This window comes from Salinimicrobium sediminilitoris, assembly GCF_020866905.1.
GTDB classification, from domain to species: Bacteria; Bacteroidota; Bacteroidia; order Flavobacteriales; family Flavobacteriaceae; genus Salinimicrobium; species Salinimicrobium sediminilitoris.
Window position 1 is genome coordinate 292,371 of the sequence record NZ_JAIVCC010000002.1, and the last position, 25,251, is coordinate 317,621.

Annotated in this window: 23 protein-coding genes; 16 read left to right on the forward strand and 7 right to left on the reverse strand. The window is 40.7% G+C overall.

The features are described from left to right. Positions 1-430: 430 nt before the first annotated feature. Positions 431-2,785 (forward strand): ATP-binding protein, encoded by a 2,355-nt coding sequence (locus tag LA313_RS03025; RefSeq protein WP_228913137.1) that lies wholly within the window; start codon positions 431-433, stop codon positions 2,783-2,785. A gap of 108 nt (positions 2,786-2,893) precedes the next feature. After that, entirely contained in the window at positions 2,894-4,426 is a 1,533-nt protein-coding gene (locus LA313_RS03030) for a GH3 auxin-responsive promoter family protein (RefSeq protein WP_228913138.1), read from the forward strand. Here LA313_RS03030 and LA313_RS03035 read toward each other — a convergent pair. Next, positions 4,423-4,986, reverse strand: a complete 564-nt coding sequence (locus LA313_RS03035) for a TlpA family protein disulfide reductase (protein WP_228913139.1) — start codon at positions 4,984-4,986, stop codon at positions 4,423-4,425. The two genes, LA313_RS03030 and LA313_RS03035, sit on opposite strands and share 4 nt — an antisense overlap. A 124-nt stretch (positions 4,987-5,110) precedes the next feature. Between LA313_RS03035 and LA313_RS03040 the strand changes: the two genes are divergently transcribed. Then, complete coding sequence (locus LA313_RS03040; RefSeq protein WP_228913140.1) at positions 5,111-7,303, forward strand: M3 family metallopeptidase; 2,193 nt, start codon at positions 5,111-5,113, stop codon at positions 7,301-7,303. A gap of 205 nt (positions 7,304-7,508) precedes the next feature. Here LA313_RS03040 and LA313_RS03045 read toward each other — a convergent pair whose 3' ends face one another. The 4 genes from LA313_RS03045 to LA313_RS03060 form a co-directional block, all read right to left on the reverse strand. After that, positions 7,509-8,942 (reverse strand): phytoene desaturase family protein, encoded by a 1,434-nt coding sequence (locus LA313_RS03045; RefSeq protein WP_228913141.1) that lies wholly within the window; start codon positions 8,940-8,942, stop codon positions 7,509-7,511. Next, positions 8,942-9,811, reverse strand: coding sequence for an SDR family oxidoreductase (locus LA313_RS03050; RefSeq protein WP_228913142.1), 870 nt, complete (start codon positions 9,809-9,811; stop codon positions 8,942-8,944). Before LA313_RS03050 ends, LA313_RS03045 begins: the two co-directional genes overlap by 1 nt. A 74-nt stretch (positions 9,812-9,885) precedes the next feature. Further along, a complete protein-coding gene (locus tag LA313_RS03055) occupies positions 9,886-10,104 on the reverse strand; it encodes a hypothetical protein (RefSeq protein WP_228913143.1) in 219 nt (72 codons plus the stop codon). A gap of 190 nt (positions 10,105-10,294) precedes the next feature. Continuing rightward, entirely contained in the window at positions 10,295-10,438 is a 144-nt protein-coding gene (locus LA313_RS03060; RefSeq protein WP_228913144.1) for a hypothetical protein, read from the reverse strand. 216 nt (positions 10,439-10,654) lie between these two features. On the opposite strand from LA313_RS03060, the gene LA313_RS03065 reads away from it, so the two are divergent. Then, complete coding sequence (locus LA313_RS03065; RefSeq protein WP_228913145.1) at positions 10,655-12,052, forward strand: MATE family efflux transporter; 1,398 nt, start codon at positions 10,655-10,657, stop codon at positions 12,050-12,052. A gap of 113 nt (positions 12,053-12,165) precedes the next feature. After that, on the forward strand, positions 12,166-12,450 hold the full coding sequence (locus LA313_RS03070; RefSeq protein WP_228913146.1) for a hypothetical protein: 285 nt from the start codon (positions 12,166-12,168) through the stop codon (positions 12,448-12,450). Between the two features lie 339 nt (positions 12,451-12,789). Here the strand turns inward: LA313_RS03070 and lpdA are convergent, their stop codons facing one another. Then, positions 12,790-14,196: a dihydrolipoyl dehydrogenase gene (gene lpdA / locus LA313_RS03075; RefSeq protein ID WP_228913147.1), complete on the reverse strand. Its 1,407-nt coding sequence runs from the start codon at positions 14,194-14,196 to the stop codon at positions 12,790-12,792. Between the two features lie 266 nt (positions 14,197-14,462). After that, positions 14,463-14,921 carry an Lrp/AsnC family transcriptional regulator gene (locus LA313_RS03080; RefSeq protein WP_228913148.1) on the reverse strand — a complete coding sequence of 153 codons (459 nt, stop codon included), beginning with the start codon at positions 14,919-14,921 and terminating at the stop codon, positions 14,463-14,465. Between the two features lie 158 nt (positions 14,922-15,079). Between LA313_RS03080 and LA313_RS03085 the strand changes: the two genes are divergently transcribed. The 11 genes from LA313_RS03085 to LA313_RS03135 all read left to right on the forward strand — a co-directional run bounded on the left by LA313_RS03085 (position 15,080) and on the right by LA313_RS03135 (position 25,249). Then, on the forward strand, positions 15,080-16,303 hold the full coding sequence (locus LA313_RS03085; RefSeq protein WP_228913149.1) for an aminotransferase class I/II-fold pyridoxal phosphate-dependent enzyme: 1,224 nt from the start codon (positions 15,080-15,082) through the stop codon (positions 16,301-16,303). 248 nt (positions 16,304-16,551) lie between these two features. Continuing rightward, positions 16,552-17,202, forward strand: coding sequence for a deoxyribose-phosphate aldolase (deoC, locus tag LA313_RS03090; RefSeq protein WP_228913578.1), 651 nt, complete (start codon positions 16,552-16,554; stop codon positions 17,200-17,202). Then, on the forward strand, positions 17,199-17,897 hold the full coding sequence (deoD, locus tag LA313_RS03095) for a purine-nucleoside phosphorylase (protein ID WP_228913150.1): 699 nt from the start codon (positions 17,199-17,201) through the stop codon (positions 17,895-17,897). Before deoC ends, deoD begins: the two co-directional genes overlap by 4 nt. Positions 17,898-18,097: 200 nt before the next feature. Beyond that, positions 18,098-19,579, forward strand: coding sequence for a Na+/H+ antiporter NhaC (nhaC, locus tag LA313_RS03100; RefSeq protein ID WP_228913151.1), 1,482 nt, complete (start codon positions 18,098-18,100; stop codon positions 19,577-19,579). 142 nt (positions 19,580-19,721) lie between these two features. Next, positions 19,722-20,360 carry a peroxiredoxin gene (locus LA313_RS03105; protein WP_228913152.1) on the forward strand — a complete coding sequence of 213 codons (639 nt, stop codon included), beginning with the start codon at positions 19,722-19,724 and terminating at the stop codon, positions 20,358-20,360. 13 nt (positions 20,361-20,373) lie between these two features. Continuing rightward, positions 20,374-20,685 carry a thioredoxin family protein gene (locus LA313_RS03110; protein WP_228913153.1) on the forward strand — a complete coding sequence of 104 codons (312 nt, stop codon included), beginning with the start codon at positions 20,374-20,376 and terminating at the stop codon, positions 20,683-20,685. Beyond that, positions 20,666-20,914, forward strand: coding sequence for a DUF6952 family protein (locus LA313_RS03115; RefSeq protein WP_228913154.1), 249 nt, complete (start codon positions 20,666-20,668; stop codon positions 20,912-20,914). Before LA313_RS03110 ends, LA313_RS03115 begins: the two co-directional genes overlap by 20 nt. A gap of 130 nt (positions 20,915-21,044) precedes the next feature. Next, a complete protein-coding gene (tpx, locus tag LA313_RS03120) occupies positions 21,045-21,545 on the forward strand; it encodes a thiol peroxidase (RefSeq protein WP_228913155.1) in 501 nt (166 codons plus the stop codon). Then, the gene (locus LA313_RS03125; RefSeq protein ID WP_228913156.1) at positions 21,545-21,904 is read left to right on the forward strand and encodes a diacylglycerol kinase; all 360 of its coding nucleotides are present in this window, start codon (positions 21,545-21,547) and stop codon (positions 21,902-21,904) included. The genes tpx and LA313_RS03125 overlap by 1 nt, the downstream gene beginning before the upstream one ends. Before the next feature lie 315 nt (positions 21,905-22,219). Then, entirely contained in the window at positions 22,220-24,586 is a 2,367-nt protein-coding gene (locus LA313_RS03130; protein ID WP_228913157.1) for a DNA translocase FtsK, read from the forward strand. A gap of 18 nt (positions 24,587-24,604) precedes the next feature. Continuing rightward, positions 24,605-25,249 carry a LolA family protein gene (locus LA313_RS03135; RefSeq protein WP_228913158.1) on the forward strand — a complete coding sequence of 215 codons (645 nt, stop codon included), beginning with the start codon at positions 24,605-24,607 and terminating at the stop codon, positions 25,247-25,249. Positions 25,250-25,251 lie beyond the last annotated feature (2 nt).

Below are 25,251 nucleotides of genomic sequence, written 5' to 3' on the forward strand. Positions count from 1 at the left end.
GGAAAATCAATTAATTGTCCAAGGTTCAATGTTTTAACGGCGATAAAAGGACAGAATTCTGCGATTATTCGCACAATGCCTCCTACACCTGCTCCTAAATAAATACTTAAATTTTTATCTTTTCAATCAATCAAAAGCTGTTAATTTCCTCCCATTTTCTTTTACAATAGCTCCTCTGTAAAAATATTCCTGCCTAATCTCCTCCCTGAAATAAAAATTTAATTCAAATTTAAAAACGGGAAAACCCAGCAGGGATACAGCTTAAGGTATTATAGCCGAATCATTTTGTAAAAATCTGGCCCTGTGATGATTAAAAATCCAAAATTTATATTAAATTTAACTTCTCCCCCACATTTGTAGAATACCAGAACAACAGGAATTTACTTACCTGCTATTCAAAAATTTTATCTAGATGCAAAAAACTACTTTTATGCCGGACGAAATTTCTATAGGTGCCGCCCACAGCCTTTTCAATGCTTATAACGGGCATGATAAACAGGAATTTCTGCTATTCATTAGTTCTGCTGAAAATCTTTCTTTGAAAGCGGTTAATTACAGGTGCATGCAGTATTTCAGAAATTATTTTCCGCTTGAAGAAGGTGAAGAAGATTTCTTTAAAGAAAAAATACATCCTGAAGACTATCTTTCATTTTTACACCTTTTAGGCAACTACAGCGAGGAATTGGAGACAGGTGAAAGTTCTGGGATTATCCGCATGAAGTCCACCTTTGGGTATTGGAAGAAATTTCATTTAGAAAGCAGGTTCTACGGTGGCTTTAATGAAGAGAGCGAAAATTTTGTTCTTACTCTTGCAAAACCTGTGGAAAACATCCGGGCACAGGGGAGAAAAGAGCATAAAATAGAAACTGAAAGTGTACTTCGAGAGAGCCTTAACCACTATAGGGTGTTGGTAAATTCCCTTGACCAGGGTTTTGGAGTTGTAGAAATGATCTTTGATCTGCAAAAGAAACCTATAGATTACCTATTTGTAGAGGTTAATCCTGCTTTTGAAAAACACACCGGTTTAAGAGATCCTCTTGGTAAAACCATGAGAGAATTTTATAAGAAGCATGAAAACCCATGGTTCAACACCCTTGGAAGGGTTGCGTTTACCGGAGAGGCCGTGCGATTTGAAGATTATGCAGCCGCTCGCAATCGCTGGTTTGATGTTTACGCGTTTCCAATTGGTAGTAAAAAAAGTAGAAAAGTAGCATGTCTTTTTTCAGATATTACACGTCGAAAAGAAACCGAAGAAAAATTAAGAAGGCTCAATGATGATCTCGAGCTAAAAGTAAAAAGTCGCACTTACGAACTGGAGGAGAACAACGAACTCCTTCAAATGGTTTTTGACACGGTTAACCAGGGAATATTCGTAATGAAGCCCCTGTTCGGTGAAAACTATGATATAGTGGACTTCACCTATATACGGGTTAACAAGGTTATAAACCGCTATTATAATCAAAACCGAATGGTGGGCCGCAGCTTTCTTGAACACAATCCACAATCTACCGAAAAAGGGGTTTTTGAGACCCTAAAGCAAACCATGCTTACGGGTGAATCTGCCGATTTTGAGATCGAAGTGGAGCGCAATGAGAAGAATAACTGGTTCAGGATCACCAGCAGGCGGCAAAGTGGTTTGCTGGTATGTTCTCTGGAAAATATAACCAGGGACAAATTAAAAGCCCAGAAATTAAAAGAAAATGTAAAGTTTAAGAAACAGCTCATAGATACCTCACCCGATATCATAATGACCTTCGACCTTTATAATGAAAAAGTAAAGTTCATTAACCGGGATCTTTCAGAAGAAGAAGGAATGACTGTAAAGCAAGTCGAAGGCATGCATTTATTGGATATTCTTCCATTGATCCATCCGCAAGACAGGCGAAAAACACTATCATTTCATACAGACCTAATGGAAGCCTCAGATGAGGATGTAGTTGAAGTTGAGTTCAGGCTAAAAGGGAAGGAAAAGCACTGGGACTACTACAATGCAAGGGGAAAAGTTTTTAAGAGAAACAGGAAGTTCAATGTGGTGGAATATATATTACTTCTTAGAAATGTCCAGTCTCAAAAAATGACCCAGCAGGCATTGATCACTGCAGAAAAACTTTCCATAAAAGGAGAGATTGCAAGAACTCTTGCCCACGAATTAAGGAATCCTCTTGCTAGCATAAGCATGTCTGCAGACATACTGGAAAAGATAAATACCGGTTCCAGGAAGAAGTTGTTAAAGAATTATACGGGGATTATAAAACGGAGTGCAACGACATTGAATAATTTAGTGACAGATCTTTTAACAGCTTCCAATTATTCTAAACCTCAAATGACCAAATGCTGTCTTGCAAGGACTACGAATAAAGCTTTGAGCCATGCAAAGGACAGGATCTACCTCTCGGGGGTTACCGTTCACAAAAAATATCGGGGTCCTTATTTTATTAATGCCGATGAGGAAAAACTCCAGATCGCCATACTTAACATTATCGTTAATGCCAGTGAAGCCATGGTTCCCCATGAAGGAGTGTTAAATATTAGTATCAAGAAAAAGAAAAATAACTATGCCCTCACCATAACCGATAACGGCTGTGGTATGGAGCAAAAACAACTCGACAGGCTCTTTGAATCTTTTTACACACAAAAACCGGGTGGCATGGGAATTGGCTTAAGTTCGGTCAAAAATATACTGGATGATCATGGTGCTACTATTGAAGTACAAAGCGTACCCCGTGAAGGGACTTCATTTGTACTTACTTTTCCCTGTCATGAAGACGTAATTGAAGGAAAATAAGCTGGTGCAACTGTAAAAAAGCTATTATTGTGTATCTTCGGCGATTGTAAGGATCTGTTTTTTTTATGGATCCCGTCTAAAAATTATTACAAAAGTTGATCGCATTGTATGGGGATAATTGATTCCATAGGCAATCTGGTGATGAAGAGCCGGATCGAAGACTTAGAAAATTCTATTAATAATCCTCATGAGACTCAACAAAAAGTCTTGCATCAACTTCTGGGAAGTACTAAAGACACCTTCTACGGAAAAAAATTCCATTTTAAAGATATTCACAACTACCGGCAGTTCATTGAGCAGGTGCCACTAAATAGTTATGAAGATCTCTACCCGTACATCGAATTAATCCTGAAAGGAGAAAACAATGTATTGTGGCCCACCCCTATTAAGTGGTTTGCGAAATCATCGGGTACTACCGGTGCTACCAGTAAGATCATTCCGGTTTCTACCGAAGGGTTGGAACAGTGTCATTACCAGGGCGGTCGTGATATGCTCGCACTGTACATCAGGAATTATCCTGATGCCAAATTATTTTCAGGAAAAAACCTGTCTATTGGAGGAAGCCAGGAAGCCAAGCATTCCAGCAATAACAGTCATTATATAGCTAATATTTCGGCTATTGTCATGAAGAACCTGCCTTTTTGGGCCCAGTTCGGAAGAACTCCGGGATTAGAGGTGACCATGATGAACAACTGGGAGGAGAAGATAGAAAAGATTGCCGAAATTACTTCCCAACAAAAGGTTACCAGCCTCGCTGGTTCCCCAATGTGGATGTTGCTATTGCTTCAACATATTATAAAGGAGCAAAAAATTACACACATCCAGGATGTTTGGCCAGATCTTGAAGTTTTCTTTCACGGGTCTGTTTCCTTTGCGCCTTACAGGCCATTATTTGAGGAGCTGGACAGGAACAAAAGCTTAAGATACCTTGAGATCTTTAATGCCACCGAAGGTTTTTTTGGTCTTCAGGATCAAAAGGAAGACCCTTCCCTCCTGCTTATGCTCAACTATGGAATTTACTACGAATTCATTCCCGAAAAAGAATTTCTTTCAGAGAATCCAAAGGTGATTCCATTAAGCGAAGTGGAAATGGGTAAGAACTACTCCATGGTCATTAGTACGAATTCCGGTTTGTGGCGCTACAAAATTGGCGACACCGTGAAATTCACCAGCACCAGTCCCTATCGCTTTACCATAAGCGGCCGCACCAAGCATTGTATCAATGTATTTGGAGAAGACCTTTTTGCAGAACATGCCGAAAAAGCCATCTCCAAGGCCTGTAGGGAAACTGGAGCTATTCTTCGGGATTTCACAGCGGCCCCTTATTTTTACGATCGCCGCAAAAAAGGTTATCATGAATGGCTTATCGAATTTGTAAGGTCTCCTGAAAACATTCAGGCATTTACTGAAATTCTGGATATAGAATTGGGCATTTATAATGACGATTATGCTTCGAAGCGTAAGAACGATATTGCTATTGAAAAGCCTGTAGTGCGCGAAATGCCTGAAGGTACATTTTATGAATGGCTCAAACGAAAAAATAAACTGGGAGGCCAGCACAAGGTACCCCGATTGTCGAATAGCCGGGAATTTGTGGAGGAACTGCTAAGCATTAGAAAATCCCTGCAGCCCGAGGTCTAATTTTCTTTTAGCAATTGGTCGAGAAGATCTTTAAAGCCTGCATCATTCCAGTTAGCAGATCCTTTTTTATTAACCGCAATTTTACCATCCCTGGAGATCACATAAGTAGTAGGCAAACTGCGCGATTGGAGCTTTTGTGGCGCCATGCTTAAGGGTTGGTAAACCGGAAGCCTGTAATTCTTTTTATCGAGGAACCGCTGTAGCTTTTCCTGATCTTCGGTAGAAACAAAATAAAAATCCACTTTGTCCCCGTATTCATTGTACAGTTTTTGAAAAGAAGGCATTTCTGCTATACAGGGAGGACACCAGGTAGCCCATAGGTTTATAACAGCTACTTCTCCTATACTTTTCTTAAAATTAACAGGTTCTCCCTGGAGATTTGTAAGGTTCCAGTTATAATCTTCCAGAGTCTCACGGTCATCGGCAGCTATTTTTGACGGGCTAAAGGCAATAATACGGTTCAGCGTTACCTGTATGGGTTTCCTGGTTTGAGGAATGATAAGGAGAACAATTAGAATGATGAACAGGATATTCGACCAGTTCTTTTTTAAAAATTCCATACCGCTGTTTAGATTGTATAAAAGTAAGTTTTAAAATTCACCTGTCAAAAATGGCATTTTTGAAACCCTTCCCTTTTTTAGATTATTAGTATCTTGAAATCCGAAAACTTAAATGAAACAGAAAATGATCCCCACAAAAAAATTTAGTGTTGGTTTAATTACAGCTCTGGCCATATCGGCATGCGGGTCGGGTAACTCCCCTGCCCCAACACCCGATGGTGAACAGACTGCTACAGTACAAAAAACGACTATGGAAAATGACCTTTTACAGGAGTGGACCGGGCCTTACGGCGGCGTGCCGGCCTTTGATAAAATGAATCTTGAAGAACTTCAACCTGCTATGGAGCAGGCAATGGCTTCTCACCTGCAGGAAGTTCTAATGATCTCAACAAATCCTGCCCCTCCCACATTTGAGAATACTGTCCTGGCAATGCAAAAATCGGGAGAGGCACTTGACCGCGCCTTTACCTATTACAGTATTTGGAGCAGCAATATGTCTTCGCCGGAATTCAGGAAAATTCAGCAGGAACTTGCGCCAAAGATCTCAGAGTATTCTTCAAAAATTTCTCAGAATAAAGAACTTTTTGAAAGAGTGAAGGCAGTTTATGAGCAATCACAAAAAAGCCCTCTTTCCCCACAAAAACAACGTGCAGTGCAGCTTATGTATGAAGATTTTGCCATGGAAGGGGCAGATCTTAATGAAGCAGACAAAGAGCGTTATGCCGCAATCAATAAGCAGCTTTCCCGTCTCTACACCCAGTTTAGCAACAATGTATTAGCCGAGGAAGAGAATTATGTGGTTTTTCTGGAAAAAGATCAATTAAGCGGCTTACCTGAATCCTATACCAAAGCAGCTGCAAAAGCGGCGGCCGATCGTGGGAAAGAGGACAAGTTTGCAGTACTTAATACCCGCTCTTCCATGGATCCTTTCCTTACCTATTCAGATGAAAGAGAACTCAGAAAAAAGGTATGGGAAAATTATTATTCGCGGGGAGATAATGATGACGAGTATGACAATAAAGAACTTATTGAAGAGATCCTCAAGTTACGCGATGAGCGGGTAGAACTTTTAGGTTATGAAAATTATGCACAGTGGAGGCTACAGAACAGAATGGCCAAAACGCCGGAAAGAGCTATGGAACTCATGGAAGCCGTTTGGCCTGCCGCTCTTGCCCGTGTAAAAGAAGAAGTAGCCGATATGCAGGCGGTAGCCGAAGCCGAAGGTAAAGACATTACCATAGCTCCATGGGATTATCGTTACTACGCCGAAAAAGTAAGACAGCAAAAGTACGACCTGGAGTCTGATGAGGTTAAGCAATACCTGCAACTGGGAAAACTAACAGATGCACTTTTCTTCACAGCAGAGAAAATCTTCAATTACAAATTTACTCCCGTTCCCGAAGGTACAGTACCTGTATTTCATGAAGACGTGAAAGTATGGGAAGTGACCGATAAAGATTCTGGAAAACACATAGGACTTTGGTACCTGGATCCTTATGCCCGCACAGGAAAACGATCTGGTGCCTGGGCATCTCAATACCGCAGCCATGCAGAAATGGATGAAAAAGAAGAGACCGTTCTGGCTTCCAACAATTCCAACTTCGTAAAACCTGCTCCCGGAGAACCTGCATTAATTTCCTGGGATGATGCAACCACTTTCTTCCACGAGTTTGGACATGCCCTGCATTTCTTTGCTTCAGAAGTAAAGTATCCTATTCTTAACAGTGGTGTGCGGGATTATACCGAATTTCAATCACAACTTCTTGAGAGATGGTTATCTACAGATGAGGTGATCAACCGCTTTTTAGTTCATCATGAAACCGGGGAACCTATCCCGCAGGAACTGGTAGCAAAGATCAAAAAGGCTTCTACTTTTAATCAGGGATTTGCCACGACAGAGTTTCTTGCTTCAGCTTTGATGGACATGAAATTGCATACAACAGATCCTGAAGAGATCGACATGGATACTTTTGAAAAAGAAACCCTGGATGAACTTAATATGCCTTCACAAATTGTGATGAGACATCGTACTCCGCATTTTGGACACGTTTTCTCGGGTGAAGGTTATGCAACAGGTTACTATGGTTATTTATGGGCAGATGTATTAACATCAGATGCTGCGGAAGCTTTCCAGGAGGCTCCGGGTGGGTTCTATGATGAAAATGTAGCTGCCAGGCTGGTGAAGTATTTATTTGCACCACGAAATGCCATGGACCCTGCGGAAGCCTACAGGCTTTTTAGAGGAAGGGATGCGACCATAGATGCTCTAATGAGAGACCGTGGTTTCCCTGTTCCATCTAAAGAAGAAGCACAATAGGAGGATTTAGAAAAGAATTTTCTTTACCAGATTATCACATAGAACCTGAAACAGTTCAGGTAAAAAAGAGGCTGTTTGAAAAGGCCATTTTTCGTCAAGCTGAACTTGTTTCAGCTTCTAATTGATTATGACTTTCAATTGGATAAGATCCTGAAATAAATTCAGGATGACGTATTATATGCTTTTCAGACAGCCTTTTTTCTTGTTAAAGCAATTCCTTAAAATGATCTTTTAAAGTTTTTTCAGCCGCATGAAAACCACACATTCCGTGGACGCCTCCTCCCGGGGGAGTTGATGAAGAGCATATATAGACCCGTGGATCGGGTGTGGAATAAGGGGAAATACGTGCTACAGGTCGTGTGAACAACTGTGTGATATCCTGTTTTCCGCCATTTATATCTCCACCCACAAGATTGGGATCAAATTGTTCCAGGGCAACAGTGTTCATAGTAGAGCGCTCCAGGATGGTATCTTTAAAACCGGGCGCAGCACGTTCTATTTGATTTTCAATGATCTCTGTAAAATCTTCTGTACTGCCGTTGGGGACGTGAATATAAGCCCAGGCAGTGTGTTTTCCTTCGGGTGCACGGGAAGGATCAAAAGGAGAATGTTGAGCAATAAGAACGTAAGGCGTTTTTGTCATGTTCTTTTCATGAATGCCCTTTTCTGAATTCTCTATCTCCTCCTTGGTGAAACCTAAATGGACTGTTGCGGCTTTTCGGCATTTTTCATTAGTAAAAGGAATGGGTTCACTTAAGGCCCAGTCCATTTTAAAAACTCCGGCGCCATATTTATAGGATTCCAGTCGCTGCCTGTAAAGAGAGCTGAAATTAAGCCCTTTTATCTTCAGCAATTGTCTCGGGGTAAGATCAAAAAGGTATGCGTAGGCATTAGGCAGATCCCTTATATCCTCCACCCAGGTGTCGCAAAATATTTCTCCCCCCAAAGACTTGTAATGCTCGGTAAGGGCATGGACAAAATTCCCTGCACCTCCTTTAGGAAAAGGCCAGTTAAATTTATGTGCACTGGTGGTAAGCACCAGCCCAAAAGAAGCTGATGCCAAAGTGTTCATTGGAAGTGTGGAATGAGCCGCCGATCCATAAAAGAAGGCTTTGGATCTATCATTCTTAAAATATTTGTCTACAATGATCTTTGCTGAAGGTAATGCCTTGATCCCAAATTTCATGAAGGCCATGGGATGATCGGGGATTCCCAAAGGTCCCAGCAGATCCTTTCCCAGTTTATCCCAATTATCAAGCAACGGTCCTATAAGGTCCAGATAAGCCTTTTCATCTTCTCCCAGTTGGGCTGCGGTACTATTGATGTCTTTATAGCATCCATAGGCTGTACCGTCTTCAAAAGGATGGGCATAGGCGATCTCAGGAAAGATCCATTCCAGGCCATACTGCTCCAGGGGAAGATCTTTAAAAAAAGGAGAAGCCAGTCCTAACGGCATAATTGCTGAACCTACGTCATGCTTAAATCCCGGCAAAGTCAACTCCTGAGTCTTTGTAGCACCCCCAGGAACTGCTGCCTGTTCAAAAATGGCAGTTTTTAGTCCCTTTTCCTGTAATCTAATAGCGGCAGCTATCCCATTACTACCGGAGCCTATAACTATTGCATCGTATTTTTTAGACATTAAGGTAAATCTTTTTCAAGATCGAGGTTGTCCAGATACTCCTTAAAAGTTATCTCTCCATTTTTCTCCCCAATCATATCATTAGTTGTTACAAATTTGAAGTACTTCAGTTTACTCGAAAGACTATCATCCACCATCTCGGGCAGGAACATCCCCCACTCGGCAATTTTTTCCGGAACGGGAACAACTTTACCCCCAATTTTTTCAGCTATCATATCTGCCATTTCCCGGCGGGTATGCACAAGAGGACCACCTACTTCCTTGATTGCGGGGCCTTCATACAAATTTCCAACAACTACTTTTGCCAGGTCTTTTTGATGAATGCTATTCGTGCGGGCTTTCCCTTCCCCTACTATGGGAATAACTTTCCTCTTTGCCATAATTGCAAGATCGTTCAACCCCGAAAAAAAACCTACAGGCCTTATTATGGTATAATCCAGCCCCGAAGCCTCCAGTGCATCTTCAAACATTTTATGAGATTTGGCTACTTCATATTCCAGGGCTTTTTCGGCACCTTTTATGGACACGTAAAGAAAACGCTTTACACCGTTCTTAACTGCATCATCCAGGATATTAGAATTGGCGTAGAAGTCATTTTCCATAAAAGATTTGCCCCTGTCGGTGAAAAGACTAACACTCTTTCCAAGGGTGGAAATAACTATTGAAACATCTTTGGTAATATCCTTAATGATCTCGTTGCCTTCACTGGCATCCGCTCTCCATATATCCTGTGTAAATTTGGATACCTTTTCGGATCCATCTGCTGAATGTACCAGGGCCCGGACATCCTTTCCCTGCTGGTGAAGTATTTTCAGAACTTCCAGACCCAAGGCTCCCGAAGCACCAGCCAATAAAATTTTCTCCCTCATAGATTTCTTCTTTTTTCTTGAAAATACAGGAAATTATCTGAAGTAATTGAGGAAATTATGTGATTAACAAAAAATTAGACTGCCGTTTCTTTTAATTTTTCCCGCTCCATTTCTCTTCGGCAGAAAGTTTTAAGACGTTCTTTTGCTTTTGAAAGAGATAATTTTTTTCTGTGGTAGCAGGTAATTTTCTCAGGCTTTTGAGCATTAATCAATTTTGAAAGAGCAGCTTTTTCTGAGGGATTCAACAAATCTAGATGAGGCTTCATCAATTTGTAGATTGTAATAACATCCATAAATGAAATTTTAGTAGCAACGGCTAATTGGTTGTACCTAAAGATACTAAAAATAAATAAAATGAGGAAGGACAATACTTTCAAGTCTAAGTAACGTCTTTCGGGATCTTGTTTTATAAAAATATTTAAACACAAGGAAATCACCCCCTTGAAGAAAAGGCTGCTGTTTTACACTTCTTTGATACCCCTGCTATTGGGCAATTTCCATAATGACCAATACTATTGCTAAAAGAGCGATCAAAAAGATCATTCCCAGTACAATGGTAATGATCACCTTTTGAGTAGTGGAAAACTCAACTGTGTAATTGTTCCAGATGTTTGTAAAAACGCTCATAGTATGCCAGAATATTTAGTAAAAATTATACCATATTCGAATATAAAGCACTGATTTGTATGAAATTACGAAAAATAATCAGGCTTTACAAATTCCGGAATAATTAAATTTTCCTAAAGGTTTTTTTATGGAAGAAAAATGTCTTGGAAAAGAAAAACTTTCAGCATCAATCCACTTTAGTCCCGGATAGAAAGGAATTATTAAATTTTTAGTACAATGTGCACCCCCGCTGCAGTATTTTTGTGGCACATGAAGCAAAAGAAGAAATATACCGAAGGAAAAATTTTCAATTCCTTATTCCACCTGGCGGTACCAATTATTCTGGCAAACATTCTTCAAACTGCTTACCAACTAATAGATACTTTTTGGCTGGGTAGACTGGGAGCTAATGCTGTTGCGGCAGTAAGTATAAGTTTTCCACTGCTATTTCTGGTCTTATCGCTGGGCTCTGGATTAACGCTTGCAGGAACAGTATTGGTCTCTCAATATTTTGGTGCCGAAGATCAGGAAAAAGTGGATTTCAATTCCTCCCAGACTATTTCCCTCGTCTTTTTTATCTCTCTCTTACTTTCAGTGTTGAGTTATTATTCAGCTGCACCTCTAATGCGGCTTATTGGTGCCGGACCCGAAATTATCAAGGATTCTGTAAGCTACTTTAAGGTCTCTTCCATTGGCTTTGTCTTTCTCTTCATGTTCTTTGCATTCCAATCACTTATGCGAGGAATTGGAAACGTGATGCTTCCGGTTTATATAGTTCTTTCCACGGTTTTTCTGAATCTTATCCTGGACCCGTTATTTATTTATGGCTATGGCCCCATACCGGGTTATGGTGTGGCAGGAGCCGCGGTGGCCAGTATTGTTACCCAGGCCATTTCGGCAGCAATAGGACTTTGGATACTATTTAAAGGAAGAAGTGGTATAAGGATCCATTTTAATCAAATGAGACCGCACCTCTTCACGTTACAAAGGATAGTTAACCTTGGCATACCTGCAAGTATTGAACAGTCCACAAGAGCCCTTGGAATGACCTTTATGGTGGTCCTGGTTACCGGCTTTGGCAGTGAAGTGGTTGCAGCCTATGGAATTGGCGCCCGAATTCTGAGTTTTATTGTTATCCCGGCACTGGGTCTGGCCATTGCCACGACTTCGCTGGTGGGTCAAAATATTGGTGCTATCAAGATCAAAAGAGCCGAAAAGGTTGCAAACCTGAGTAGTCAAATCGCCTTTTTTGGCCTTACCGGGATGGGAATGCTCATGTACTTTTTCGCCGAACCCATTACTGCTTTTTTCATTCCTAATGATCCCGATGTAATTAAAGATGCTTCCCTTTTTATAAAGATCATGGCACCTAGTTTCGGTCTTTTGGGCGTACAGCAGGTGTTGAATGGGGTTTTTAACGGCGCAGGGTTCACCAAAGCCTCTATGCTTATCTCCATTCTCAACTTATGGATCATTAGGTTTCCCCTCGCCTTTATGCTTTCCCATAAAACAGATCTAAGCTATGAAGGAATCTGGTGGGCTTTCCCAATATCCAACCTGGTCGCCGCCCTGGCCGCTTTTATTTACTTTAAGCAAGGGTATTGGAAACTGAGGCTTTTTCGCAGGAGAAATTAACCACCTTACCTGATTTACAATATCTTAACAGAAATATATTTTTGCTGTTAAAACACTTTTCCTTCCGTTTCAAAAAAGGCATTTTAGAGAGGTAATCACAAAATTCACTAACAATGGCAAACTCAGATTCAAAGACAACTAAAGATCATACAACGATTAAAAAATGGAGCGAGGAAAGAGATGGGAAACCCGCTGTGGTGGAAAGCACTTCCAACAGCAGTGAAGGCGGCGGATTACTTCGCATCAACTTTCCCGGTTATGCAGAGGATAACCTGAAAAATATATCCTGGGAAGAATTCTTCAGGATATTTGACGAGAATGATCTACAGTTCCTTTACCAGGAAGAAACCAAAGACGGTGAAAAAAGCCGCTTTTTTAAATTTGTGGATAAGAATTAAGTTTGAAGACTTTTTTAATCAACAAAGGCTGTCTTGCGACAGCCTTTTCTTTTTTATGGTACTATAAATTAGCTTCTGGTTTTCTTCTTAGCGGCTTTGGCAGCACGCTTTTCTTTCAGGCTCAGCACAGGTTCTTTCTTAGCTGAATTTTTTGAAGGTGATTTTTCTTTTGGCATCTTGTAACGATTTTAATTTGAGATAAATGTAGTAAAAGAGATGAAGCAAAATGGATTAATATAAAAATTTTTCTTTCCTAAGAATACAAAAAAACACCCTCTCCAAAATGGGATTTTGAAGAGGGTGTTTTAGTGAGCTATTTTTAAAATTAGCCTTTTAAATCTACATATGTATCGGCCTGTTTTCGGTTGCAGCAAGTGCAGCTTCCTTCATGGCTTCAGCATACGTGGGATGTGCATGGCTCATTCTTGAAATATCTTCAGCCGAGGCACGGAATTCCATTGCGGTAACGGCTTCAGCAATAAGATCGGCTGTTCTGGCGCCTATCATGTGAACCCCAAGAACTTCATCGGTCTTTTCATCTGAAAGGATTTTCACAAATCCATCTGTATCGCCACTGGCTCTGGAACGTCCAAGAGCACGCATTGGAAATTTCCCTTCCTTGTATTTCACTCCTTCTTCCTTAAGTTGCTCTTCGGTCTTTCCAACTGCTGCAACTTCTGGCCAGGTGTAAACAACTCCCGGAATAAGATTGTAATCGATGTGCGGCTTTTGTCCCGCGATAACTTCAGCTACAAGGGTTCCTTCTTCCGAAGCTTTGTGCGCCAGCATTGGTCCTTTGATAACATCTCCAATCGCATAAATATTTTTTGTGGAAGTCTGTAAATGCTCATTGACCTCAATCATTCCGCGATCACCAATCTTCACTCCTGCGGCATCGGCATTAAGACCTTCGGTATAAGGTTTTCTACCTACAGAAACCAGGCAGTAATCTCCCTTAAATTCTACTTCCTTATCTTTTTTGTCCTTTGCTTTTACAACGACCTCATCTCCCTTTCTCTCCACGGCATTCACCTGATGCGAAACGTAGAATTTCATTCCCTGCTTCTTAAGGCTCTTGGTCAATTCTTTGGCCAGCGCAGAATCCATTGTAGGAATAATGCTGTCCATATATTCCACCACAGAAACCTTTGCACCAAGCCTCATGTAAACCTGCCCAAGCTCAAGTCCAATGACTCCGCCGCCAATTACAACAAGGTGCTCAGGAATTTCTTTTAACTCCAGCGCCTCGGTGGAAGTAATCACTCTTTCCTTATCCAATTCAATAAAAGGAAGGTTTCCAGGCTTTGACCCTGTCGCAATAATGGTGTTTTTTGCTTCAAGAGTTTCGGTTTCCCCGTCAGACTTTTTGATGTTGATATGCGTTGCATCTTTAAAAGATCCCACTCCTTCAAAAACATCGATCTTGTTCTTGTTCATCAGGAACTTGATCCCATCCACGGTTTGGTTAACAACAGAACGTTTTCTCTCGATCATCTTCTCCAGGTTCACCTTTACCTCTCCCGGGATTTCGATCCCGTGCTCTTCAAAATGCTTGATAGCATCATCGTAGTGGTGTGAAGAATCAAGCAAAGCTTTGCTGGGTATACATCCCACGTTTAAACAAGTACCTCCAAGGCTGGAATATTTCTCTATAAGTGCGGTTTTCATTCCCAACTGGGCGCAGCGAATCGCGGCTACATATCCTCCCGGGCCTGAACCTATAACAGCAACATCATATTTGCTCATAAGTATTTTTTTTGTTGATTTTTTTCAAAGAGTAACAAAAGTACGACTATTAATGACAAATGAAAACAGTAGTTAGTATTGAGAAGTTAGTACTGAACTGTAAAAAAAAGTTATAACCAGGGAGTTTTGGTTGCGTGTTGCAGGTTGCCTGTTGCCTGTCAATTCACAATGATGTTTCAAAAAAGCTTTTCATCCTCAAATTTTCAAATCATCAAATTTTCAAATCCTTTTTTGGAATTTGGTGTCTGGAATTTGGTGCTTGAACTTCAAATACTCAATACCGTCGTATTCTTTACAGGGTTTATTACAAAAGTACTTTGGGTACTTCCAATATGTTCCAGGGCGGTTAGCTTGTTCAGCATAAATTCGCGGTAAGCTTCCATATCCTTCACCATCACTTTGAGGATATAATCGTACTCACCACTTACATGAAAAACTTCCAGCACTTCGGTTAATTTCGCCACCTGGCTTTCAAAGCCGGTAACATTTTTCTTGGTGTGCTGCACAAGTTTGATCATACAAAAAGCCGTAAAGGAACGGTCAACCTTCTCGGGCTTTACAAGAGCGACATATTTGGAAATCACCCCTGCCCTTTCAAGTTTTCTTATGCGTTCATAAACTGCAGTAACCGAAAGACCAAGTTTTCCAGCCAGCTCCTTATTCGTCCTTTTTGAATCATCCTGAAGGAGCGCAAGTAGTTTTTTATCAATTCCGTCTGTTTGCATCTGTAAAATTTTCCTGAAAAAATGATTTTGAACGAATATAACTGAAATATCATCCTAAAATATCATTTTTAGCAGGTATTTTTTCCGCTTATGAGGTTTATCATTGATTTTATTTCTAAAAGTCCTTTTCTTTGATAAGAACTCAAAACCAGTACGACATGAAATTTAAACCGGCAGATAAGATACAGGATCTTCAGTATTTTGGGGAATTTGGAGGGGTGAACCCAAGTATTTCAGATTCTTCTACTTATACTTTCCTTTCAGCAAAAACAATGTTTGACACCTTTGAAGGCAACGCCGAAGGTTGTTATTTATACTCCCGTCACTCCTCTCCTTCCAATCTTTATTTAGGGGAAGCACTTGCAGCTATGGAGGGTACTGAAGCAGCCAACGTTGCAGCCAGCGGGATGGGTGCAATCACGCCTGTTCTCCTGCAACTTTGCCAGGCAGGCGATCACATTATTTCCAGCCGCACCATTTATGGCGGAACTTATGCTTTTCTAAAGAATTTCGCACCCCGTCTTAATATAAATACCTCTTTTGTAGATATTACTGATCTTGAAAAGGTAGAGGCTGCAATTAATGAGAATACGAAAGTTCTTTATTGTGAAGCCGTGAGTAACCCATTACTTGAGGTGGCCGATCTTAAAGCGCTTTCAAAAATTGCGAAAAAGCATGGTCTTAATTTCGTAGTTGATAACACCTTTTCACCACTGGCAATTTCTCCTGCAGAAATGGGTGCCGATGTGGTGATCCACAGTCTTACAAAGTTCATTAATGGCTCCAGCGACACTGTGGGAGGAGTTGCCTGCGGGACACAGGAATTCATCAATGAACTCCGCAGTGTAAATGATGGTGCCAGCATGTTACTTGGCCCCACAATGGACTCTTTACGTGCCGCTTCCATCCTGAAGAATCTTCGTACCCTTCATATCCGCATCAAGCAACACAGTCACAATGCAATGTATCTTGCTGAAAAATTTGAGCAGGACGGTTTGAGAACGGTTTATCCCGGCCTTGAAAGCCATCCGGGACATGAGATGTACAAAAGCATGATGAATGACGAGTACGGTTACGGCGGAATGCTCGTAGTAGACGCCGGTTCCCTTGACAAAGCCAATGCTCTTATGGAAATGATGCAGGAAAAAAACCTGGGTTATCTTGCCGTAAGTCTCGGTTTCTACAAGACATTATTTAGTGCACCCGGAACTTCAACTTCTTCAGAAATTCCTGAAGAAGAGCAAAAGGAGATGGGACTTTCTGATGGGATCATAAGATTTTCCATAGGTCTTGACAATGATATCGAGAGAACTTATCAAATGATGAGGGATTGCATGGAAGAGATCGGGATCCTAGAAGCTTCAGAAGAAAGGGCTCAATAATTCAGAATGATAAAACTTTCAGAAGAAAATCGGAAGAGCTAATTTTCTGATATTAAGCATATAAAATAAGAGGCTCCGGAAATGACATTTTTGGAGCCTCTTATTTTTGTTCATTATCTCTGCAAAAGCAAGTCTGAATCTTTATATTTGTGAGGTTTTGCCGGTAAGAATATTCCTTAGAGGTTTGATTAGGATCATATTTGAAGCGGCAAATTTGTTACATTTTTGCAAAAACATTTGTTGATATGATTGAAATAAACAAGTATATAGATCATACTGTTCTTAAAGCAACAGCTACAGAAAAGGATATTATTGAACTATGTAGAGAAGCGAAAGAGTATAATTTCTTTTCGGTTTGTGTAAACAGCGGCTATGTTAGCCTTGCCGCCAAACAGCTGGAAGGATCCAGTATAAAAGTTTGCACTGTAGTAGGGTTTCCTTTGGGAGCAATGTCTACAGAGGCAAAAGTCTTTGAAACCCGCCAGGCTTTGAAGGATGGAGCAGAAGAAGTGGACATGGTGATCAATATTGGTGAATTAAAGTCCAAAAACTTCAAAAAGGTTGAGGAAGAGATCGCAGCCATTAAAAAGGAGGCAGGAGATAAAGTACTAAAGGTTATTATTGAAACCTGTTACCTCACCCGGCAGGAAATAATGCTAGCAAGTGAAATTGCTGTAAAAGCCAAGGCAGACTTTGTAAAGACTTCAACGGGATTTGGGGATGACGGTGCCAGGATGGAAAATATTGAACTGATGAAAAAAGCAGTTGAGGGAAAAGCAAAAATTAAAGCCTCTGGCGGAATAAAGAATTTAGACACCGCACTCTCTTTTATTGAAGCAGGTGTGGAAAGAATAGGTACATCATCTGGAGTATCAATAGTAAAGGAATTAAAAAAATGAGCATACACATAGACGCCCAAAAAGGCGATATTGCAGAAACAGTTTTATTACCGGGAGACCCATTAAGGGCAAAATGGATAGCAGAAACTTACCTTGAAGATGTAACATGTTACAACAAAGTGCGGAACATGTTTGGTTATACAGGTACCTACAAAGGCCGAAGGATTTCGGTACAGGGTACGGGAATGGGCGTTCCTTCCATTTCCATCTACGCGCATGAACTTATCAACGATTTCAATGTAAAAAACCTGATTCGTGTAGGTAGTGCCGGTTCTTACCAAAAAAGTGTGAAACTTCGGGATATAGTGATCGCTATGGCAGCATCCTCTACTTCAGGAATAAACCAGGCCAGGTTCCAGGGTGCCGACTTTGCTCCTACAGCAAGTTTTAATCTTTTTCAGCAGGCTATTGAAAAAGCCAAAGAAAAAAATATTCCTGTAAAGGCAGGAAATGTGCTTACCAGTGACGAATTTTATGCCGATGAATTTGAATCCTATCAACTTTGGTCAAAATTTGGAGTGCTTTGCGTGGAAATGGAATCTTCAGGATTATACACTATTGCAGCCAAACACGATGTAAATGCTTTGTCTCTCCTTACAATATCTGATTCTTTGGTAACCAAAGAAAAAACAACCACCGAGGAGCGGGAAACTACTTTTAAAGGTATGGTTGAGATCGCCCTTGAATTAGGGTAATTTGATTTCAATAAGACTACAGAAGCGGAAGGTCCTTTGGATCTTCCGCTTTTTTATTTCCTCATAAGCTGTTAAGGATTGATACAATTTGCCTTTTTATGTTTAAAACAGCCGCCCGGGAACCAAGTATTGAAGCGTCAACTTTTAACTTTTACCGAAAAATCGTAACATTACGCAATCAAAAATTTTAGATCTCGTAAATGGAAGACGAAAAGTTTATTAAAGACACCAAAGTTCTTGAAAATCGTGAATTAAATATCTGGGAAGCTCTTTTTCCTGTTTTTGCTCTTATTGGGATGCTCGCCTACAATGTATTTGTTTATGGCGATGACTCTTTGGGAGGCTCAAATCAATTTATTCTCCTGCTTGGCGGCGCTGTTGCAGCCATAGTTGGAATCTTTAATAAAGTCTCCTTTGACACCATGATCGAGGAGGTAGCGAATAATATTAAATCTACCACAGGTGCTATCCTCATCCTGCTTATGGTTGGTTCCCTCGCCGGAACCTGGCTTATTAGTGGTATTATTCCAACGATGATCTATTATGGATTACAGATCCTCAACCCAACAATATTCCTTGCGGCCACAGTCGTTATTTGCTCAGTTATCTCGGTCGCGACCGGTAGTAGCTGGACGACCTCGGCGACTGTTGGTATAGCTTTAATTGGTATTGCCGAAGCTTTGGGTATTTCGGTGGGAATGACTGCAGGTGCTATACTTTCGGGAGCATATTTCGGGGATAAGATGTCACCGCTGAGCGATACTACCAACCTGGCTCCCGCCATGGCCGGAACAGATCTTTTTACTCATATAAGGTATATGACCTACACCACTGTACCTACTATTAGCATTACTCTAATCGTCTTTATAATTCTTGGTTTTACCATTGAGCCTTCGGGAACGGCAGATACGAGTGAGATCCTTGCTTCCATTGACAATGCCTTTAATATAACTGCGTGGTTATTCTTGGTGCCGGCCCTTGTCATTGTGCTTATCGTGATGAAAACCTCACCTCTAATCGCTCTCTTGCTGGGAACCCTTTTAGGAGCTGCTGCAGCTATGATTTTTCAGCCAGAAGTTGTGACTGCAGTATCGGGTTATGAAAACCTTTCTTTTGAAGCAGCTTATGTTGGCCTTATGAATGCCATAACTGTGGACACTTCAATTGTGACAGATAATGACCAGCTAAACGATCTTTTCTCATCTGGAGGAATGTACGGGATGCTTGGAACAATTTGGTTGATCATTTGTGCAATGGTCTTTGGCGGAATAATGGATGCCATTGGTGCCCTTGCAACTATAAGTAAAGCCCTGCTCAACCTCTTCCACACTACTTTTGGTCTTTTTGCCAGTACAGTATTTAGTTGTGTAACACTTAACGCTACTGCATCCGATCAGTATCTCGCAATCGTTGTTCCCGGAAAAATGTTTGCTAAGGCGTACAGGGATAAAGGCCTGGCGCCGGAGAACCTGAGCCGTTCCCTGGAAGATTCGGGTACAGTGACTTCGGTTTTAATTCCGTGGAATACCTGCGGAGCTTACCATAGCGGAGTTCTGGGAGTACCGGTGGCATCATATTTTGTTTATGCCATCTTCAATTACCTTAGTCCTTTCATGACCCTATTCTTCGCGGCCTTTAATATAAAGATCCGGCAACTGGGGAGTAAAACCGCAACTGCATAATAAGAAGTTATGACGAAGAGTTATTCCTATTGACAAATACTATACTCGAATAAAAAATAAAGATTTGCGGCCCTAGTGGGGCCGCTCTTTGTTCTTATCTTTGCATCAGAAATAAATCAATAACCAAAAAACATAAAATAATATGGCATTAGTAGGAAAAAAATTTCCAAACCTAGAAGTAAACGCAATGAATGACATGGGCGATACTTTTAAAATAAATGTATTCGAAGAAGCTAAGAACAACTCAAAGAAGGTTCTGCTTTTTTGGTATCCAAAAGACTTTACTTTCGTTTGCCCAACAGAACTACATGCTTTCCAGGAAGCACTTGCTGAATTTGAGAAAAGAAATGTAATGGTAGTTGGCGCTTCATGTGATACTCCAGAGGTTCACTTTGCATGGTTAAACACTCCAAAAGATGACGGAGGTATTGAAGGAGTTACTTACCCTATCCTTGCCGATTCTAATAGAAACCTTGCAAATCAACTTGGAATTCTTGATATAAGCAACGAGAATTACAACGAAGAAACAGGAGTTTACACTGTAGAAGGTGACAACGTAACTTACCGTGCTACATACCTAATAGATGAAGAAGGAACTGTATTCCATGAAGGCATCAACCATATGCCACTTGGAAGAAACGTTAAAGAATTCATCCGTTTGATCGATGCTTACACGCACGTTCAGGAAAAAGGTGAAGTATGTCCTGCAAACTGGGAAGAAGGAAAAGAGGCAATGAACGCAAACCGCAAGGGAGTGGCTTCTTACCTAAGCTCTAACTAAAAAAAGCATAACGATGAGAGAATTGACAAATGATAATCTGGCAGAAGTAGTTGCTGAAAATGAAACTGTAGTCGTGCAATATATGGCCGGCTGGTGCGGTAACTGCAGGGTGATGAAGCCCAAGTTCAAGAAGCTTGCTGCCGAGAATGAAGATGCGACATTTCTCCTGGTTGATGCCGAAAAATATCCTGAATCCAGAAAACTGGCTAAGGTGGACAACTTACCAACTTTTGCCGCTTTTAAGAACGGGGAATTGGTAAACCAGGTGCAAACTAACAAATTTGAACTTTTAAAAGACCTAGTTAATGAAGTTACCAGTAATTAGACATCTGCAAAAGAATAATGATCAGGAAAAACTTGAGCATACCCTTGAAGTTTTGGAATCGTTCTGCGACCACAGGTCGGTTACCGACGAAGAAATGGATATGGTGGGCGAAATGATCAGTAATATTTGCGGTGCACTCGAGGTTCAAAAAATGATAGATGAAGGAATGTCCGAAAGAGATGCGGCAAACAACTTCATGAAAAAAGTGCTAAGTTCTATAGATAAATAACCCACACATTTTTTCACAAAATAACGGCTGACTCATGTTTTTGAGTCAGCCTTTTTGTTTTATGACAATTTTAGTAAAATACAAACCCTAAAATTTTAATTTTAGTAATTCAACAACGAAGAAACCAAATATGTCACAGATAACGCACAACGGGAAACCGATAACCACTTACGGACACCTTCCGGAAAAAGGAGAAAGAGCTCCACATTTTGAATTATTAAAATCTGATTTAAGTGTAGCTACCCTTCAGGATTTTAAGGGAAAACGAGTGATTATGAATATATTTCCCAGTATAGACACAAACGTCTGTGCAACTTCTGTAAATAATTTTAGCGATAGAGCAGCCGACCTGGAGAATGTAACAGTGCTGAATATTTCGAGAGATTTGCCTTTTGCCCAGGAAAGATTTAAAAAAGAAAACGGAGTTGACAATGTGGTCAATCTTTCAGATTTCAGGGAGCGCAATTTTGGAAAGGACTATGGTTTGGAAATTATAGACGGTCCCCTTGAGGGATTGCTGTCCAGGGTAGTGATCGTCCTCGATGAAAACGGAAAGATCCTGCACACCGAACAGGTGAAAGAAATTGGGCAGGAACCTAATTACCTGGAGGCACTTAAACCGCTGTTGTAATGTATGATTTTATCACCGGCCGTATAAAGGGAGGTGGTTATGCAATTAAAGGTGCCTGGCTTTTGCTAAGACACGAACCAAGCATCCAGGTACAGTTCGTCATTTCCATTTTTGTAACCATTGCCGGATTTTATTTTGATATTACTTCCACAGAATGGATGATGCAAATCCTGGCTATTGGTCTCATAATGACTGCCGAAGGTCTTAATACAGCCGTTGAAAATATTGCAGATTTTGTTCACGCCGATTTTCATGTCAAGATAGGTCGAATCAAAGACGTGGCAGCCGGGGCTGTTTTCTTTGCAGCTGTAGTTGCCGTCATCATTGGTCTAATTATATATATTCCCTACATTTTTTAAAATCTCCAGATTTTATTTCCGTAGAAATTGATACTTACAGAACAAAACCCAGATAGATCTATTTTTAATATCCATTCGGGTTTTAATCCTTAGTACCTGTTGAAGAGAAAATAACAATTTCCTTTACTATAGAAAAGCACAATTAATATTTTAAAGCCTAATAGTCTCTGGTGGTAAACCCTGGATACAAGGAACTTTGGAAAATTTTTGCCTGACATTAATGACCCTGAAAAACATCTTTGAAATAGATTTTTCCTTTTCTTTATATTAGCTGGTGCTAATTTGTATTTTTGCCCCCAAACCTTCAGTTCTATCATGGCTAAAAAGAAAGCTGTAAAAAAATCTTCTTCAAAATCCACTTTTTCGAAGTCCTCCTTTAAACTTTCCCCACGTGGGAAGGTTATCCTGGGAAGTTTTTTGATCTTTTTCGGGTTAGCCCTTTTAATAGCTTTCACCTCTTTTCTTTTCAACTGGGAGGCAGATCAAAGCACGCTCACACAACTCGAAAACCGACAGGTAGAAACCAAAAACCTCCTCAGTAAATTTGGTGCAGCTATAAGTAACTTCTTTATTTACGAAGGTTTTGGAATTGCAGCTTTTGCCTTTGCTATTCTCATAATCACCACCGGGATCTATTATTTTATGAGCCTGAACAAGACTCCATTATTCCGGTATTGGTTCTGGGGAATATTAGTAATGATATGGATTTCGGTATTTTTCGGATTTTTTGTCGATTCTAATGCTTTACTGGGAGGTACAGTGGGATATGAAACTAATGATTACCTCCAGGATTACCTGGGCTTTACAGGAACTATTCTCCTTCTATCATTTTTGCTGATAGTTTACCTGGTGATAAGACTTAAGATCACCCCAGATAAATTAATTTCAGCCTTTAGAAGTACCAAAAAAGACATTTCTGAAGATTTCAAATCTTCTTCTTCAGTTTCTGACGACTCTATTCAAGTCAAAAAGCCTTCAGAAGAAATTAAATCCGAAGCACAGCAAAAACCAGTAACTCCTGAGCCTGAAAAACCCAAAGTACCACAACCCGCACCAGAAAAGGTGGTAATACGTTCAGAAGAAAACCCCGATGATGTTGCTATGGAAGTGGAAACTGCAGCCGAAGAGGAAGAAATGGACGATAGTTTAAGCCGCAAAGCTGTCGAAGATTACGGGGAGTTTGACCCTACCCTGGAATTAAGAAATTACCAGTTCCCTACGATCGAACTTTTAAAGGACCATAACGCTAATGGTGGTGGTATTACCATTAACCAGGAAGAGCTTGAGGAGAACAAAAATAAGATCGTTGATACCCTTAAGAACTATAAAATTGATATAGCGCAGATCAAGGCTACCGTAGGGCCCACCGTGACGCTTTACGAAATCATTCCGGAGGCAGGGATCAGGATCTCGAAGATAAAGAGTCTTGAAGATGATATTGCACTTTCACTTTCGGCCCTGGGAATAAGGATCATTGCCCCAATTCCCGGGAAAGGAACTATTGGGATCGAGGTTCCCAATAAAAATGCTACCATGGTGTCCATGAGAAGCGTGATTGCCTCTCCCCGCTTTCAGAATGCCGAGATGGAATTGCCCATGGCTCTTGGAAAGACTATCTCCAATGAAACTTTTGTGGTAGATCTTGCAAAAATGCCTCACCTGCTCATGGCGGGAGCTACCGGACAGGGAAAATCTGTAGGACTCAATGCAATTCTTACTTCCCTGCTTTACAGTAAACATCCTGCCGAAGTCAAATTTATACTTGTAGATCCAAAAAAGGTAGAATTAACCCTCTTTAATAAGATCGAAAGGCATTATCTCGCGAAATTGCCCGATACCGAAGAGGCGATTATAACAGACAATACCAAGGTGATCAATACCCTCAATTCCCTGTGTATCGAAATGGACAACCGTTACGAGCTGCTCAAGGATGCGATGGTGAGGAACATTAAAGAATACAATACAAAATTCAAAGCACGAAAATTAAATCCTGAACAAGGTCACAAGTTCCTGCCTTACATTGTCCTGGTGGTAGATGAGTTTGCAGATCTCATTATGACGGCAGGTAAAGAGGTTGAAGCGCCAATAGCAAGGCTTGCCCAGTTGGCCAGAGCAATTGGTATCCATTTAATTATCGCTACGCAAAGACCATCGGTCAATGTGATCACTGGGATAATTAAAGCCAACTTCCCCGCGAGGATCGCTTTTAGGGTTACCTCAAAGATCGATTCCCGCACCATTCTTGACAGCCAGGGTGCAGATCAACTTATTGGAAAGGGAGATATGCTTTTCACCCAAGGTAATACCCTGCTAAGACTTCAATGTGCTTTTGTAGACACTCCCGAAGTTGACAAGATCACAGAATTTATTGGTTCACAAAAAGCTTATGCCGATGCTTATCACCTCCCCGAGTATAGCGGAGAGGAAAGTGGCACATCTCTTGATATTGATGTAAGCGATCGGGATAAGCTCTTTCGCGAAGCCGCCGAAGTCATAGTAATAGCACAGCAAGGATCGGCTTCTTTGCTTCAGAGAAAATTGAAGTTGGGGTATAATCGCGCGGGGAGAATCATCGATCAACTGGAAGCAGCCGGAGTTGTTGGACCTTTTGAAGGCAGCAAGGCACGGCAGGTGCTGGTACAGGATATTGAAAGCCTTAACCAGCTGTTGAATGATGAATAGAATAACCAAATAAAAATTATGAAAAAATTAGTTTTAGTTGCAGTAGCATTTTTGACATTTTTGAATACTAATGCCCAGTCTTCACAAGGTGCAAAAGAGTTGCTAAATGAAGTATCCTCCAAGGTTGAATCTTATGACAACATTATCATCGAGTTCAAATATGCGTTGGAGAATACCGCCGAAAATGTGAAGCATGAAACCCGGGGTGATGTAAGCCTTGAAGGAGAAAAATACCTGCTCAACATCATGGGAACAACCCGTCTTTTTGATGGTAAGAAATTGTATACTATTATTCCTGAAGATGAAGAGATCAATATCTCAGTTCATAATCCTGAAGAAGATCAGGACATTAGTCCCTCCAAAATGCTTACCTTTTACAACAACGGATACAAATCTGAACTTGGTCCCGTAAAGGATCTCAAAGGCCGGAAAATCCAGTACGTAAAGCTTACACCAATTGATTCTAATGCCGAAATCAAAGAGATACAGCTGGGGATTGACAAGCAGACGAAAAATATTTACAATTTAATCCAGACGCAGGATAATGGCACGAAGATCACAATTACTGTGAACAGCTTCAAGACCAATCAACCTCTTCCTCAAACCCTTTTCAGTTTTAAAGAGGACAGGTACAAAGACTACTATATTAACAGGTTAGACTAAGT

Coding starts and splice junctions, on each gene's coding strand:
- LA313_RS03025 (WP_228913137.1), top strand. CDS start 431: ATGCCGGACGAAATTTCTATAGGTGCCGCCCACAGCCTTTTCAATGCT.
- LA313_RS03030 (WP_228913138.1), top strand. CDS start 2,894: ATGGGGATAATTGATTCCATAGGCAATCTGGTGATGAAGAGCCGGATC.
- LA313_RS03035 (WP_228913139.1), bottom strand. CDS start 4,986: ATGGAATTTTTAAAAAAGAACTGGTCGAATATCCTGTTCATCATTCTA.
- LA313_RS03040 (WP_228913140.1), top strand. CDS start 5,111: ATGATCCCCACAAAAAAATTTAGTGTTGGTTTAATTACAGCTCTGGCC.
- LA313_RS03045 (WP_228913141.1), bottom strand. CDS start 8,942: ATGTCTAAAAAATACGATGCAATAGTTATAGGCTCCGGTAGTAATGGG.
- LA313_RS03050 (WP_228913142.1), bottom strand. CDS start 9,811: ATGAGGGAGAAAATTTTATTGGCTGGTGCTTCGGGAGCCTTGGGTCTG.
- LA313_RS03055 (WP_228913143.1), bottom strand. CDS start 10,104: ATGGATGTTATTACAATCTACAAATTGATGAAGCCTCATCTAGATTTG.
- LA313_RS03060 (WP_228913144.1), bottom strand. CDS start 10,438: ATGAGCGTTTTTACAAACATCTGGAACAATTACACAGTTGAGTTTTCC.
- LA313_RS03065 (WP_228913145.1), top strand. CDS start 10,655: ATGTGCACCCCCGCTGCAGTATTTTTGTGGCACATGAAGCAAAAGAAG.
- LA313_RS03070 (WP_228913146.1), top strand. CDS start 12,166: ATGGCAAACTCAGATTCAAAGACAACTAAAGATCATACAACGATTAAA.
- lpdA (WP_228913147.1), bottom strand. CDS start 14,196: ATGAGCAAATATGATGTTGCTGTTATAGGTTCAGGCCCGGGAGGATAT.
- LA313_RS03080 (WP_228913148.1), bottom strand. CDS start 14,921: ATGCAAACAGACGGAATTGATAAAAAACTACTTGCGCTCCTTCAGGAT.
- LA313_RS03085 (WP_228913149.1), top strand. CDS start 15,080: ATGAAATTTAAACCGGCAGATAAGATACAGGATCTTCAGTATTTTGGG.
- deoD (WP_228913150.1), top strand. CDS start 17,199: ATGAGCATACACATAGACGCCCAAAAAGGCGATATTGCAGAAACAGTT.
- nhaC (WP_228913151.1), top strand. CDS start 18,098: ATGGAAGACGAAAAGTTTATTAAAGACACCAAAGTTCTTGAAAATCGT.
- LA313_RS03105 (WP_228913152.1), top strand. CDS start 19,722: ATGGCATTAGTAGGAAAAAAATTTCCAAACCTAGAAGTAAACGCAATG.
- LA313_RS03110 (WP_228913153.1), top strand. CDS start 20,374: ATGAGAGAATTGACAAATGATAATCTGGCAGAAGTAGTTGCTGAAAAT.
- LA313_RS03115 (WP_228913154.1), top strand. CDS start 20,666: ATGAAGTTACCAGTAATTAGACATCTGCAAAAGAATAATGATCAGGAA.
- tpx (WP_228913155.1), top strand. CDS start 21,045: ATGTCACAGATAACGCACAACGGGAAACCGATAACCACTTACGGACAC.
- LA313_RS03125 (WP_228913156.1), top strand. CDS start 21,545: ATGTATGATTTTATCACCGGCCGTATAAAGGGAGGTGGTTATGCAATT.
- LA313_RS03130 (WP_228913157.1), top strand. CDS start 22,220: ATGGCTAAAAAGAAAGCTGTAAAAAAATCTTCTTCAAAATCCACTTTT.
- LA313_RS03135 (WP_228913158.1), top strand. CDS start 24,605: ATGAAAAAATTAGTTTTAGTTGCAGTAGCATTTTTGACATTTTTGAAT.